11 protein-coding genes, 1 tRNA gene and 1 pseudogene are annotated in these 14,207 nt (G+C 68.6%); 10 read left to right on the top strand and 3 right to left on the bottom strand.

Translation table 11 applies throughout. From position 1 onward, the window contains the following. Positions 1 to 708: pseudogene (locus ASD34_RS27895) on the bottom strand (hypothetical protein); the annotation flags it as partial. A gap of 294 nt (positions 709 to 1,002) precedes the next feature. Between ASD34_RS27895 and ASD34_RS12635 the strand changes: the two are divergent. Then, the gene (locus ASD34_RS12635) at positions 1,003 to 1,434 is read left to right on the top strand and encodes a DUF1841 family protein (RefSeq protein WP_056577829.1); all 432 of its coding nucleotides are present in this window, start codon (positions 1,003 to 1,005) and stop codon (positions 1,432 to 1,434) included. A 109-nt stretch (positions 1,435 to 1,543) separates the two neighbouring features. Here the strand turns inward: ASD34_RS12635 and ASD34_RS12630 are convergent, their stop codons facing one another. Further along, on the bottom strand, positions 1,544 to 2,533 hold the full coding sequence (locus ASD34_RS12630) for a LysR substrate-binding domain-containing protein (protein WP_235510047.1): 990 nt from the start codon (positions 2,531 to 2,533) through the stop codon (positions 1,544 to 1,546). Positions 2,534 to 2,636: 103 nt separating this feature from the next. Between ASD34_RS12630 and pcaH the strand changes: the two genes are divergently transcribed. Together pcaH and pcaG are read left to right on the top strand one after the other, a co-directional pair. Beyond that, entirely contained in the window at positions 2,637 to 3,362 is a 726-nt protein-coding gene (pcaH, locus tag ASD34_RS12625; RefSeq protein WP_056577827.1) for a protocatechuate 3,4-dioxygenase subunit beta, read from the top strand. Between the two features lie 11 nt (positions 3,363 to 3,373). Then, positions 3,374 to 3,985 (top strand): protocatechuate 3,4-dioxygenase subunit alpha, encoded by a 612-nt coding sequence (gene pcaG / locus ASD34_RS12620; RefSeq protein ID WP_056577825.1) that lies wholly within the window; start codon positions 3,374 to 3,376, stop codon positions 3,983 to 3,985. Positions 3,986 to 4,072: 87 nt separating this feature from the next. On the opposite strand, the gene ASD34_RS12615 is transcribed toward pcaG, so the two are convergent. Beyond that, positions 4,073 to 4,765 carry a c-type cytochrome gene (locus tag ASD34_RS12615; protein ID WP_056577823.1) on the bottom strand — a complete coding sequence of 231 codons (693 nt, stop codon included), beginning with the start codon at positions 4,763 to 4,765 and terminating at the stop codon, positions 4,073 to 4,075. 150 nt (positions 4,766 to 4,915) lie between these two features. On the opposite strand from ASD34_RS12615, the gene ASD34_RS12610 reads away from it, so the two are divergent. The 7 genes from ASD34_RS12610 to ASD34_RS12580 all read left to right on the top strand — a co-directional run bounded on the left by ASD34_RS12610 (position 4,916) and on the right by ASD34_RS12580 (position 14,151). Next, the gene (locus ASD34_RS12610; protein WP_056577821.1) at positions 4,916 to 5,770 is read left to right on the top strand and encodes an AAA family ATPase; all 855 of its coding nucleotides are present in this window, start codon (positions 4,916 to 4,918) and stop codon (positions 5,768 to 5,770) included. 4 nt (positions 5,771 to 5,774) lie between these two features. Beyond that, complete coding sequence (locus ASD34_RS12605; protein ID WP_056577818.1) at positions 5,775 to 6,029, top strand: hypothetical protein; 255 nt, start codon at positions 5,775 to 5,777, stop codon at positions 6,027 to 6,029. 57 nt (positions 6,030 to 6,086) lie between these two features. Further along, complete coding sequence (locus ASD34_RS12600; RefSeq protein WP_056577816.1) at positions 6,087 to 6,674, top strand: GNAT family N-acetyltransferase; 588 nt, start codon at positions 6,087 to 6,089, stop codon at positions 6,672 to 6,674. Between the two features lie 31 nt (positions 6,675 to 6,705). Beyond that, positions 6,706 to 7,893 (top strand): vWA domain-containing protein, encoded by a 1,188-nt coding sequence (locus ASD34_RS12595; protein ID WP_056577815.1) that lies wholly within the window; start codon positions 6,706 to 6,708, stop codon positions 7,891 to 7,893. A 60-nt stretch (positions 7,894 to 7,953) separates the two neighbouring features. Beyond that, positions 7,954 to 9,879 carry an autotransporter assembly complex protein TamA gene (locus tag ASD34_RS12590; protein WP_056577813.1) on the top strand — a complete coding sequence of 642 codons (1,926 nt, stop codon included), beginning with the start codon at positions 7,954 to 7,956 and terminating at the stop codon, positions 9,877 to 9,879. A gap of 8 nt (positions 9,880 to 9,887) precedes the next feature. Then, positions 9,888 to 14,015, top strand: coding sequence for a translocation/assembly module TamB domain-containing protein (locus ASD34_RS12585; RefSeq protein WP_082548624.1), 4,128 nt, complete (start codon positions 9,888 to 9,890; stop codon positions 14,013 to 14,015). 61 nt (positions 14,016 to 14,076) lie between these two features. Further along, positions 14,077 to 14,151 (top strand) — tRNA-Arg (locus ASD34_RS12580). The last annotated feature ends 56 nt before the right edge of the window (positions 14,152 to 14,207 follow it).

Here is a 14,207-nt window from a genome sequence, read left to right as displayed (position 1 = left end):
ATCGCTGTCCGAGTCCGAGTCGCTGTCGGAATCCGAATCGCTGTCCGAGTCCGAGTCGCTGTCCGAGTCGGCGTCCGCATCGGACTCACCGCCCGGGCCGCCCACGAACAGCGGGAAGCCGGTGGTGCCACCGTCGCTGCCGCCACCGCTGAGTGCGGCACCCAGCGCCGCGGCGCCGAGGGCGCCCAGCGCGAATTCACCGAGGCCGATGCCGCTGCCGGCCGCGGTCTTCTTGGTCACGGCCAGAGCAGCCGCATCGGCGTCGCTGTCCGGCGGGGTCACTTGCAGGTCGCCCGAGGCGACGTCCACATTCACTTGTTCGAGGCCGCCGGGCAGCTTGGTCGAGCCGATGGTGGCATCGGTGCCGCCGGTGAAGACGCCCGACAGGGGCGCCTTGTTGGAAGCCGATCCAGGGAACAGCACGTTGGCCTGGCCGCCGTCCGGCACGATCACGCGATCGCCGGCCATCAGGGTCTGATTGCCGTCCACCGGAATGCGGACACCCTCGCGCATCACTGCAACGCCGGGCGTAGCATTGGACAATGTGCCCACGCTGGAAGACGCCACGGCCGCAGGCGCGGCGGCGGCGCCAGCGCTCATGCCCGGCGCGCCTAGCGGCGTGACGGTGGCTTGGGCAAGAAGCACGGGCGCGGCGCCATTGGCGGAGAACCCTTCGGTCGAAACGGTCGATGCTTGTGGATCGGTCATGGCAGCCTCTGTGACAAAAGATGCATCTACAGGGGCAACTTGCGTGCCGCTTTTCTGCCGCCTTGCCAATGCCGCGCCGCGAACGATTCAAGTGATTGATTTATATGAGAATTTTTCTGAAAACCGCATCCCGTGCCGGCCGCTGAAACCGCTCATCAAGACCTCGTTTTGCGATTCGTTACGTAACGATGTAACGCCTCGTACCCGGAACGCCGGACGTGTCTCTCACGCTTTTCCACAGCCCTGGCGACCGCTGCGCACCACGCACTTTCTCTTTCCTTTCCCCTTCTCTATATGTTCAATCCTTCCCAGGAAGACGTGCGCCGCTTCTTCTGCGACGTGTACGCCAAGCACCGGCAGGGCCTGCCGATGGAGCCGCTGGAGACCATCGCGGCCGGCTGGATCGACGAGCACCCCGAGTACCACGAGGACCTGATCGACGCCGACGCGGCGGTGGCGCGGGTCTATGACGGCTCGAACGGCCGCGAGAACCCGTTCCTGCATCTGTCGATGCACCTGTCGATCAGCGAGCAGTGCTCGATCGACCAGCCGCGCGGCATCCGCCAGGCCGTCGAGTTGCTGGCCGCGCGCCGCGGCTCGCTGCTGCATGCGCACCACGAGGCGATGGATTGCCTGGGTCAGATGATGTGGGAGAGCCAGCGCGCGGGGCGCCCGCCGGATGGCGATGGCTACGTGGCGTGCGTGCAGCGCCGTGCCACTAAATAGGCTCGCCCCCAGTCTTCGCGCACTTCGTGTCGCTTCGCCAACCCCCTGCCGGGGGCAACACCGACGGCCCGGCAAAGCCGGTTCCGTGGTGTTCCGCGAAGAGACCGCGCTACTTCAATCGCCTCGGAGCTATCTGAGGCAAGGCCCCTTGCTGCTTCGCCGCTTCGCGCAGCAGCCCCGCCATCGCGACGCGCGGCGGCGACGGCTCGGCCTCGCTGCGCTGCAGGAGGCCGACGGGCTCCTCGGTGCCGGTGGTATCGATGGGCAGCCGCACCAGGCGGCCGTCGGCCAGTTCGCTGCGCGCGGCGCCCAGCGGCGTGATCCACACCGCGTCCGACACCGCCACGAGCGCGCGCGCCACCGCCACGTCGAGCGTCTGCAAGGCATTGCGCGGCAGCGCCAGGCCACGCGCCGACAGGAAGCTCTCGGTGTTGTGACGCGGGGCCGTGCCTTCACCGTACACGACCAGCGGGTAGTCGAGCACCGCCTGCACCGGCGCCGGCTTGAGCGCCAGCGGGTGGCCGGCGCGCACGGCGAACACCAGCGGCTCGGTGTGCAACAGCTCGAAGCTCAGCCCGCCCATGAGGCGCGGATCGCTCATGCGGCCCACCACCAGGTCGAGTTCGCCGGCCCGCAGCTCGTCGAGCAGCACGGCGTTGGCCGCGCTCTTCACCAGGATCTGCACCGTGGGCCAGCCCTCGCGCAGCCGCGCCAGCGCCACCGGCAGCAGCGCGGGCGCCACGCTGGGCAAGGCGCCGATGCGCAGGCGCTCGGTGCGCCCGCCCGCCGTCGGCGCGACGGCCTGCGCGCTGTCATCGAGCGCTTCGAACACGCGCAGGGCGTGGGCCAGCAGCTGTTCGCCGGCCGGCGTGAGGCCCTGCACGCCGCGGCGGCCGGCCTGGCTGCGCTCCACCAGACGCGTGCCGACGACGGCCTCGAGCTCCGACAGCGTCTTGGACACCGCCGGCTGGCTCAGCGCCAGCCGCTCGGCCGCGCGCGCCAGGTGGCGCTCCTGCGCAACCGCGACAAAAGCGCGCAGGTGCCGCAGCTGCACGTTGCGCACGAAATCCTGGCGAAGCTCGGTGGGAGACTTTTTCAATGCCTTCTGGTTATTGAAACTGGAACAATCTTCAATTTACAGCATTGATCGCGACTTCTACAGTGCGGGCTCCGGATTCGTCCCACGACAGGAGACAACGTACATGTTGACCAAGACCAGCGGCACCCAGCCCACCCTCACCCCGCGCGACTGGGAAGCCCATCCCAGCTACATCTACCCCGGCTACAAGTCGACCGGCAAACGAGGCCCGCAGAAGCCGCTCGTTCCGCTGAAGGCCTCGCTCGGCGAGCTGCAGCAGCCCGTGTACGGCCACGACAGCATCGGCGAGTTCGACCACGACCTCACGCGCAACGCGCGCGTCAACGGCGAGCCGCTGGGCGAACGCATGATCCTCACGGGCCAGGTGCTGGACGAGCGCCGCCGCCCGGTCGCCAACACGCTGGTCGAGCTCTGGCAGGCGAATGCCTCGGGCCGCTACGTGCACAAGGTGGACCAGCACGACGCGCCGCTCGATCCCAACTTCCTGGGCGCGGGCCGCTGCCTGACCGACAGCGAAGGCCGCTACCGCTTCCTGACCATCAAGCCCGGCGCCTATCCCTGGGGCAACCACCCGAACGCCTGGCGCCCGCAGCACATCCACCTGTCGCTGTTCGGCCAGAGCTTCGCCAGCCGCCTTGTGACGCAGATGTACTTCCCCGGCGACCCGCTGCTGCAGTACGACCCGATGGTCACCGGTACGCCCGAGCGCTACCGCAACCGCCTCATTGCCGACTTCAGCCTCGACATCACCGAGGAAGGCTACGCCCTGGGCTACCAGTTCGACATGGTGCTGCGCGGCGCCGATGAAACGCCGTTCGAGAACCGCTGAAAGGATTCCCCATGCCATTGATGACCGCCCAGGAAGCCGATTTCGGCCAGACCCCCTCCCAGACCGTGGGCCCCTACTTTGCGTACGGCCTCACCGCCACGCAGTACGGCTACAACTTCAACCAGCCCTTCGACGCCGTGCTGGCGCTGGACACCGCCAGCGGCCAGCGCATCCGCCTGGAAGGCCGCGTGATCGACGGTGACGGCAACCCGATCAACGACGCGCTGATCGAGATCAGCCAGCCCGATGGCGAAGGCCGCTACCCGCAGACGCCCGACGAGGCGCGCGCCCTGGGCTTTCGCGCCTTCGGTCGCGTCGGCACGGGCACCGACGCGCAGCACCGCTACGTATTCCACACCGTCAAGCCCGGCGCGCAATCGCCCGGCGAAGCACCGCACATCAACGTGATCGTGCTGATGCGCGGCCTGCTGCTGCATGCCTTCACGCGCGTCTACTTCAGCGACGAAGCCGAAGCCAACGCAAAGGACGCGGTGCTGCAGAGCGTGCCAGCCGATCGCCGCCACACGCTGATCGCCGAGCGCGTGGAGCAAGGCGGCGCAGTGACGTACCGCTTCGACATCCGCATGCAGGGCACGCAAGAGACGGTCTTCTTCGACGTCTGACCCCGGGAAAATCCGGACGAAAAAAAGCCCGCATGCGCGGGCTTTTTCTTTGGGGCAGCGGGTCAGTGCCCGTCTGGCTCTCTCTTTTTACTGAGGCGCGTGATGCAGGCGCGACTCGGGCACGATCTTCAGTTCGCCAGGCAGCGAGCTGATGTAGGTGGCCAGGGTCTTCAGTTCGGCGTTGGTGAACTTCTTGGGTTCGACCTGGGCGGCCATCACGGCGTTCGAGCGGCCGAGGTGCGGGTTGTTCTTCACGCGGTACGACTTGAGCGCCACGAACAGGTAGTCGGCGTGCTGGCCGGCCAGCTTGGGCACGGTGCCGTCGTTCGGCGTGTTGAAGTTGGCGCCGTGGCACTTGGTGCAGCTGTTGTCCTTGTCGCGCGCGATGAGCGCCTGGACATTTTCGGACGCGGCCTTGGCCGGTGCGGCCGGCGGCGCATCGCCTTCCTTCACCCCGAGCTGGCTGTAGTAGGCCGCGAGGTCGGCGATGTCCTGTTCGGTGAGGCTGTCGGCGATGGCGCGCATCGTCGGGTGCTTGCGGTCACCGCCCTTGTACGCGGTGAGCGCGGCCGAGATGTAGGTGGCGCTCTGGCCCGCAATCATCGGGACCTTGTGGATCTCGGGAAAGCTCGCCTGGTAGCCAATGATGCCGTGGCAGCCCACACACATCTGGACCTTCTTGGCACCGTCCTGGGCCTTGCCGGTGACTTGCTGGGCTTGTGCCGAGACCGTCACGCAAGCGACAGCAACGGCAAACATCGTGGTCAACAACTTGTTCATTTTGCGCGCACAATCTCGTGGAGATACAGTTTTTCGAATCAACATTCGATTATATGCAAGGGTCCCACGGGAACCTCGCGCGAGCTGCACAAGAGACTGCGCAATGCAGATCGAGTGTGTTCTTTTCTCCACCCTGCCTCCGCTCCACTCATGAAATTCAAGGGCTCAGACAACTACGTCGCCACTCAGGACCTGATGCTGGCGGTCAATGCGGCCATCACACTCCAGCGTCCGCTGCTCGTCAAGGGCGAGCCCGGCACCGGCAAGACCATGCTGGCCGAGGAAGTGGCGCAAGCGCTCGACATGCCGCTGCTGCAGTGGCACATCAAGTCGACCACCAAGGCGCAACAGGGCCTGTATGAATACGACGCCGTGAGCCGCCTGCGCGACTCGCAGCTGGCCGACGTGGACGGCGGCCAGCGCGTGAAGGACATCCAGAACTACATCATCAAGGGCGTGCTCTGGCAGGCCTTCACGGCCGACCAGCCGGTCGCGCTGCTGATCGACGAGATCGACAAGGCCGACATCGAATTCCCGAACGACCTGCTGCGCGAAATCGACCGCATGGAGTTCTACTGCTACGAGACGCGCGAACTCATCCGTGCCAAGCACCGTCCGCTGGTGTTCATCACCTCGAACAACGAGAAGGAACTGCCCGACGCCTTCCTGCGCCGCTGCTTCTTCCACTACATCAAGTTCCCCGATGCCGAGACGATGAAACACATCGTCGCCGTGCACTTCCCGAACCTGAAGCAGGAGCTGCTCACGTCGGCAATGAAGACCTTCTACGACGTGCGCAACCTGCCCGGCCTGAAGAAGAAGCCCTCGACCTCCGAGCTGCTCGACTGGCTCAAGCTGCTCGTGGCCGAAGACATTCCGCTCGAAGCCCTGCAGAGCAAGGACGACAAGGTCGCCGTGCCGCCGCTGGTGGGCGCGCTGCTCAAGAACGAGCAGGACGTGACCTTGTTCGAGAAGCTCGTCTTCATGCAACGCAACAACCGCTGAGCCCATGAGCCAGCAACAGCCACCGCCGCATTCCACCGGCCAGCTGATGAAGCTGGGCATTGCCCAGGCGGTGCTGTTCGTGGCGGGCGCCCTGCTCGGCCGCGGCATCGGCCTGCTGCTGGGCCTGGACGCCTTCGGCGCCGGCGGCTACGGCAACAAGGAAATCTTCGGCATCCTGCTGATCGGCCTGGGCGGCGGCGCCGGCGTGCAACTGGCGCGGGCCTGGTACACGCGCAAGTACGGCAACCCGCGCGGCTGAGAAGCCGCAACAACAAGCCGAGCCCCTTGCCCCACTGCTCACGAGAGAGTCTTTGATATGGCGTTCGTCGAACCTGTCAGCCTGAAGGCCCGCGGCATCGCGCTGGTGCCGCTCGCACTCACCCACGAAGACGGCCTGCGCGCCGCGGCCGCTGATGGCGAGCTGTGGAAACTGCGCGTCACCTCCGTGCCCGAGCCGCAGGACACGCGCGCCTACATCGAGACCGCGCTGAAAACGGCCGACCGCTTCGCCTTCGCCGTGACCGACGAGGCCACCGGCACGGTGCTGGGCAGCACGAGCTTTCACGACATCCTGCCGGGCGTGAAGCGCGTCGAAATTGGCTACACCTGGTACGCCTCGCGTTGCCATCGCACCCACGTCAACACCACCTGCAAGCTCCTGATGCTCACGCATGCGTTCGACACGCTGGGCTGCAATGTGGTGGGCTGGCGCACCGACAACTTCAACTTCGCCTCGCAGCGCGCCATCGAGCGCCTGGGCGCGAAGAAAGACGGCGTGATCCGCGGCCACGTGATGCGCCGCGACGGCACCATCCGCGACACCGTCATGTACAGCCTGCGCGCGGGCGAATGGCCCGAGGTGAAGGCCCAGCTGCAGTACCTGCTCGACCGCCCGCGCGACTGACGGCGGCGACGACACACAAGGAGCGCACCCCATGCTCATCGACTTCTTCTACACCCTGCGTTCGGCCAAGCTGCCGGTGTCGGTCAAGGAATACCTCACGCTGCTCGAGGCGCTCAAGTCCGACGTGGTGGGCCCGAACTCCGACGGCGCCTACGGCATCGACGACTTCTACTACCTCTCGCGCACCGCGCTCGTGAAGGACGAGAAGCACTACGACAAGTTCGACCGCGCCTTCGCCGCCTACTTCAAGGGCGTGGAGATGCTCACCGACTTCACCAAGGAAGTGCCGCTCGACTGGCTCAAGAAGACGCTGGAGCGCGAGTTCACCGCCGAAGAAAAAGCCAAGATCGAGAAGATGGGCTGGGACGAGCTCATGGAAACGCTCAAGAAGCGTTTCGAAGAACAGAAAGAGCGCCACGAAGGCGGCAGCAAGTGGATCGGCACGGGCGGCACCTCGCCCTTCGGCAACGGCGGCTACAACCCGCAGGGCATCCGCATCGGCGGCGCCGGCAAGAACCGCAGTGCCGTGAAAGTGTGGGACCAGCGCGCCTACAAGGACTACGACGACACGCAGGAACTGGGCACGCGCAACATCAAGGTCGCGCTGCGCCGCTTGCGCAAGTTCGCGCGCGAAGGCAACGTGGAAGAGCTGGACCTGGACAACACCATCCACTCGACCGCGGCCAACGCCGGCTACCTCGACATCAAGATGCGGCCCGAGCGCCACAACAACGTCAAGGTGCTGCTGCTGATGGACGTGGGCGGCACGATGGACGAGCACATCCAGCGCGTCGAGGAGCTGTTCTCGGCCGTGAAGACCGAGTTCAAGCACCTGGAGTTCTATTACTTCCACAACTGCGTCTACGACTTCATGTGGAAGAACAACAAGCGCCGCTTCTCCGAGAAGTTCGCGACCTGGGACATCCTGCGCAAGTACAACAAAGACTACAAACTGATCTTCGTGGGCGACGCCACGATGAGTCCTTACGAAATTTTGCAACCTGGCGGCAGCGTGGAATACAACAACGAAGAGGCCGGCGCCGAATGGATCCAGCGCCTCACGCACACCTTCCCCAAGTTCGCCTGGATCAACCCCGAGCCCCAGGGCGTGTGGCAGTACCGCCAGAGCATCGCGGTGATGCAGCAACTCATGTCCAACCGCATGTATCCGCTCACGCTGCGCGGCCTCGAAGAGGCGATGCGCATGCTGTCCAAATAACCTGGGCCGCGCACGCGGGTGCCGGGGAGCCGGTCCCACGTGTGCTGTCAGAATGCCCTCATGGTCAGGGTGGCATCCGTTCTTTCGCCGGCGTTGTGGCCGGCTTTGCTTTTTTCAGGCGTCCTGCTTTTGCAAGGCTGCAGCCTGCTGCCCAGGAAAGAGGCTGCACAGCCCGGTGCGTCCACGGCCGGCGTGGTGCGCAGTGCCGACGCCGACAGCCACAAGGACGACGACAAGGCCAAGGCCGACGGCCGGCGCCGCGCCTTCACCGTCGATGTGCGCGGCCCCGAGACCGAGCGCGACTACCTCACGCGCCACCTCGAAATCCAGCGTTATCGCGAGCTCGATGACCTGGGCGTGACCGAGGTCTCGCGCCTCATGGTCGCGGCCGAGGCCAATGCGCGCGAACTGCTGGGCACGCTGGGCTACTTCACGCCCACGCTGACGCTCGAACTCAAGGAAACACCCGACAGCACCGAGGCCCCGCGCGAGGTCGTCATCACCGTGGCGCCCGGCGAGCGCACGAAAGTGTCGACGGTGCAGATCCGCTACGCCGGCCAGATCGCCAACGACCCCACCGCCGAAGCGCAGCGCGACGCCATCCGCACCGGCTGGGCGCTGCGCGCCGGCGAGCCTTTCACGCAGCAGGCCTGGGACGACGCCAAGACCACCGCGCTGCGAAGCCTCACTGCCAAACGCTTTCCCACGGGCAGCGTGGAAATCAGCCGCGCCGAGATCGACGCCGACCGCCATGAGGCCCGGCTCGGCGTGACCTACCAGTCGGGCCCGGCCTACAAGTTCGGCCCGCTCGTGCTGCGCGGCGTGGAGCGCTACGACGCGGACGCCGCGCGCCGCATCGCGCGCCTGCCCACCGGCACCGACTACGACCAGCAGAAGCTGCTCGACGCGCAACAGCGCCTGGCCAGCAGCGGCTACTACGACTCGGTTTTCCTCACGCTCGACACCGACCACAACACGCCGCTGGCCGCGCCCGTGATCGCCCAGCTGCGGGAAGCGCCGCTGCAGAAGGTCGTGATGGGCGTGGGCTTCACCACTGACAACGGCCCGCGCCTGTCGATTGACCACACCCACAACCGCATGCCGCTGCTCGGGTGGCGCGCGGTATCGCGGCTCTCGCTGGACAACGACATCCAATCGCTTGGCACCGAGTGGAACGCCATCCCCAACGACCGCGGCTGGCGCTGGTTTGCCGGCGGCGAACTCAAGAGCGAGCAGTCGGGCAGCTACGTGGTCGACAGCGGCCGGCTGCGCGGCGGGCAAAGCAAGTCGAGCGACCACATCGACCGCAGCCTGTTCCTGCAGTACGACTACGCCCACAACCGCGGCATCGACGCGCCGCCCTCGGCCTCGGCCGTCACCGCCAACTGGGGCTGGACGGGGCGCTACTTCGACGACAACGCCGCGCCCTCGCGCGGCTACGGCCTGGCGCTCGAAGTGGCGGCGGGCTACACGCTCACCGGCCGGCAACTGCCCTTCACCCGCACCTACGCGCGCTTTCTCGGCGTGCTGCCGCTGGGCGCGGCCGACGACAGGAACGCCCGCGCGCGCCGCAGCCGGCTGCAGATGCGGCTGGAGGCCGGTGCCGTCTCCGCCAAGGACATCGCTCAGATCCCGTCCACGCTGATGTTCCTGACCGGCGGCGACACCACCGTGCGCGGTTACAGCTACAAGCAGATCGGCACCGTGCGCGCCGACGGCCAGACCGTGGCGGGCCGCTACCTCGGCGTAGCCAGCCTCGAATGGCAGCGCCCCTTCGTCTACAAGGACAAGCTCACCGAATGGGAAAGCGTGGTGTTCGTGGATGCCGGCGCGGTGGCCGACAAGCCCGGCGAGCTCAAGCCCAAGGTCGGCGTGGGCGTCGGCGCGCGCTGGCGCAGCCCGGTCGGCCCGGTGCAGGCCGACCTGGCCTACGGCGTCGACTCGAAAAAATTCCGCCTGCACTTCCGTCTCGGCTTCACCTTCTGACCCGCTTCATGCCGACCACGCCCGCCGCAGCCTCGCCCCCGCCCAGCCCCCGCCGCCGCTCGCGCACCCGCCGCCGCTCGCGCACCCGCCGCGTGCTGCGCGCGCTGGGCTGGACGCTGGCGGGCCTGTTGCTGGTCGTGCTGCTGCTCGCCGCCGGCACCTGGTGGTGGCTCGGCTCGAACACATCGCTGGCCTTCGCGCTCGCCCAGGCCGCGCAGCGCCTGCCCGCAGGCCAGACGCTCGAGAGCCGCGACGTCACCGGCTCGCTGCGCACCGGCGGGCGCATCGGCTGGCTCAAGTGGCAAAGCGAGAGCCTCGCAGTCGAGGTGAACGACGCCACGCTCGGCTGGCAGCTCGCCCCGCTGTTCCAGCGCAAGGTGCAGCTCGGCGACATCCACGCCGTGCGCCTGACCATCGAACGCCGCGGCCCGCCCAGCGACACGCCGACCGAGCCGCTTGCGCAGGTCGCGCTGCCCGTCGAGGTGGCCGAGGTTCCCTTCCGCATCGACGAGCTGCGCTGGGCCGGCCCGCCTGCGCTGCAGGCCACCGGCCTGGCCGGCCGCTACAGCTACCTCGGCGCGCAGCACGCGCTGGACATCGAGGGCGTCGACGTCGCCGACGGCCACTACAGCGCGCGCGTGCGCCTGCAGGGCCCCGCGCCGATGGCGCTCGACGCCACGCTCGACGGCCGCGTGAAAGCCCCGCTCGCCGAAGACCGCCACATCGAAGTGCAGGCCAAGGCCTCGGTGAAAGGCACGCTGGCCGGCCCCGAGGCGCGCCTGCAGGTCGCCGCCGACCTGCACCCCACCGAGCCCAATGCCGAAGCGCCCATGGAAGCCAAGTTGCGCGCGCAGATCGCGCCCTGGCTGCCGCAGCCCGTGGTCGATGCCAAGGCCGACCTGCGCAACGTCGACGCCGCCAGCCTCTGGCCCGGCGCGCCGCAGACCCGGCTCACCGGCACCGTCGAACTCGCGCCCGACGCCGCCACCGGCCCTGCCGCGTGGAAGGCCTCGGCCGACATCCGCAACGCCGTCGCCGGCCCGTGGGACGCGCAGAAGCTGCCGGTCGAGCAGGTCCAGGCGCAGGTCGGCTTCGACGGCACGACCTGGACCGTGCCCGAAGCCATCGTGCGCGCCGGCGGCGGCCGCATCGACGCCGAAGGCAGTTGGAGCCCCGCGCCCTCGCCCTGGCAGGTGCGCGCCACCGTGCGCGGCGTGCGGCCGGGGGCGCTGTACAGCGAGCTGTCGGGTGCGCCCGTCGGCGGGACGATCAGCGCGCGGCAGGCCGAAGACTCCGACACCCTCGCCTTCGACGTGGCACTCCGCGCCGAAGGCAACGGCGGCGCCGGCAGCAAGGCCCTGCCCGGCTTCGGGCTGGATCGCGCGCTGGCGCAGGGCCAGTGGAAAGACCAGGTGCTCGATCTGCGCACCCTGCGCGTCGAAGCCATGCGCGCCAGCCTCGACGGCAAGCTGCAGGTGCGCGTGGCCGACCAGGCCGCCAGCGGCAAGCTCGACCTTTCACTGCCGGGCGGCAGCGCGCAGCTCGATGGCCGCATCGCGCCCGCCACCGGCGGCGGCGACCTGAAGGCGCGCATCGACGACGCCGAAGCGATGCAGCGCTGGGTGCAAGGCCTGCCGGGCCTGTCGGGCGTGTTCGCGAACGCCAGCGCCAAGGGCAGCGCCCGCCTCGACGCCAGCTGGCAAGGCGGATGGCAGACCATCCAGCGCCGCATCGAGAACCCCGGCGCCCCGGCTGCTCGCGGCAACGCCGAGCCCAGCCTCAAGGCCGCGCTCGCCGTACCGCGCCTCGACCTGAACCTGCCGTCCCCCCAGCCCGGTGGCACGACCACGTCGGTGCAGTTGCGCGAACTTCAGGCCGACCTCGCCGGCAGCATCGCCCAGGCCACGCTGACGCTCAAGGGCGAAGCCACCACCGGCACGCAGAAGCTGGCGCTCGACACCCGCGCCAGCGGCGGCCTCGCCAGCGCCAACCAGTGGCGCGCCACCCTCGCCAGCCTGCGCCTGCAGGCCCAGGACACCGTCACCGCGCGCCCCGGCCAGGGCCCCTGGGTGCTGGAGCTGGGCCGCGAAGTCACGGCCACCGTGCGCGCCGCCGACAACCGCCTCGACGTCGAAGCCTCCGCCGCCGACGCCACCCTGCGCGGCCCGCTGCCCGGCACCGTGTGCATCGACTGGCAGCCGCTGCGCTTCAACCAGAGCGGCGCCGCGCCCCACCGCGTGTTCCGCCTGCAGTCCAAGGGCCAGATACAGGGCCTGCCGATGGCCTGGGCCGGCGCATTCGGTGCCAACGCCACGCTGAGCGAGCTGGGCATCAGCGGCGACCTGCTCTTCAACGGCGACTGGGACATCGACGCCGGCGACACCCTGCGCGCCAAGGCCCGCCTTGCACGCCAGAGCGGCGACATCCGCGTGCAGGCCGGCGAGGCCGCGCTCGTCACCCGCATCACCAGCACCGGGACCGGCACCGCGAGCGAACGCACCATGAGCTCGGCCAGCGGCAAGCACGAGGTCAACGGCGTCGACGTCACCGCCACCCCGGCCGGCCTGCGCCGCGCCGAACTGCAGCTCGACGCGCAAGGCGACGCCGTGCGCGCCACCCTGGCATGGGACAGCGAACGCGCCGGCCGCCTCGACGCCGACCTCGGCACCCGCATGCAGCAGCGCAGCGGCGGCTGGCAGTGGGCGCCCGACGCGCCGCTCAACGGCACGCTGCGCGCCGCACTGCCCAACCTGGGCGTGTGGTCGATGCTCGCGCCGCCCGGCTGGCGCATCGCCGGCACGCTCGACGCCAATGCCACGCTGTCGGGCAACCGCACCGCGCCGCGCTGGAACGGCACGCTCGGCGCCGACCAGCTCGCGCTGCGCGCCCCGGTCGAAGGCCTCGACCTGCGCGACGGCCGCCTGCGCGCCTCGCTCACCGGCGACCGCCTCGAAATTGCCGAGTTCACGCTCAAGGGCGGCGCGGGCAGCAGCGCCCGCATCGGCGGCCAGAGCGGTAACCGCAGCACCGCCGCCAGCGAAGCGCGCACCGACGGCGGCTCGCTCACCGCGCGCGGCGACCTCAGTTGGGGCAGCAACAACAGCGCGACCAGCACCGGCATCCGCATGGCCCTGCAGGCCGAGCTGCGCGCCCTGCGCGTGCTGGTGCGCACCGACCGCCAGGTGTCGCTGTCGGGCAATCTGCAGGCGCGGCTGGACAACGGGCAGTTCAACGTGCGCGGCAAGCTCAAGACCGACCGCGCCGTCATCATCCTGCCCGACGAAACCGCGCCCAGCCTGGGCAGTGACGTCGTCGTGCGCTCGGCCGCCAAGGACAAGGCCGCCGCCGAGGCCGCGCAGCGCGAAGCCGCCAAGGCCGACGCCCAGGCAGCCAAGGCCGCCAAGCCCCAGACCGCCAAGCCGCCCGACATCGTCGTCACCTTCGACCTCGGCGACGACTTCGCCGTGCAGGGGCGCGGCATCACCACGCGGCTCGAGGGCGAACTCGAAATCCGCAGCACCCGGCTGGACGCCCCGCCGCGCATCACCGGCGAAGTGAAGACCGTCAAGGGCCAGTACCGCGCCTACGGCCAGCAGCTCGATGTCGAAACCGGCATCGCGCGCTTCAACGGCCCCTTCGACAACCCCGCGCTCGACATCCTGGCGATCCGCCCGAACATCTCGCAGCGCGCCGGCGTGCAGATCACCGGCTCCGCGCAGTCGCCCCGCGTGAAGCTCTATGCGGAGCCCGCGCTGTCCGACGCCGAAACGCTGTCATGGGTCATTCTGGGCCGCGCCTCGGCCACCAGCGGCGGCGAATCGGCCCTCTTGCAGCAGGCCGCCCTGTCGCTGCTCGGCAAGATCGGCGGCACCACCACCGGCGGCAGCCTGGCCAGCCGCTTCGGCCTGGACGAACTCGGCTTCAAGGGCCCCGGCAACGGCGGCGACCTGCGCGAGTCCGCCGTGACGCTCGGCAAGCGGCTGTCCAAGGACTTCTACATCACCTACGAACGCAGCCTGGGCGGCACCTTCGGCACCCTCTTCATCTTCTACGACCTGACCAAGCGCCTCACGCTGCGAGGCCAGGCGGGACAGACGAGCGGGGTCGACCTGATCTATACGGTGAAGTACGACTGAGGGTGAGGACACCCCAAGCTGGTAAAGTGCGGGCCGCGCAGCCGCAGCAGCTGCGCGCACCGTCTTCGTAGTTCAATGGATAGAACGGGGTCCTCCTAAGACTCAGATACAGGTTCGATTCCTGTCGAGGGCACCAATAACCTGTTGGTGTTAGACCCCGTCGATCTCTGACCCCCAACACGGTCCGCAGAT

It is taken from the genome of Variovorax sp. Root473, from assembly GCF_001426505.1.
Taxonomy (GTDB): domain Bacteria; phylum Pseudomonadota; class Gammaproteobacteria; order Burkholderiales; family Burkholderiaceae_C; genus Variovorax.
This window is presented reverse-complemented; position numbering and strand designations above follow the sequence as displayed.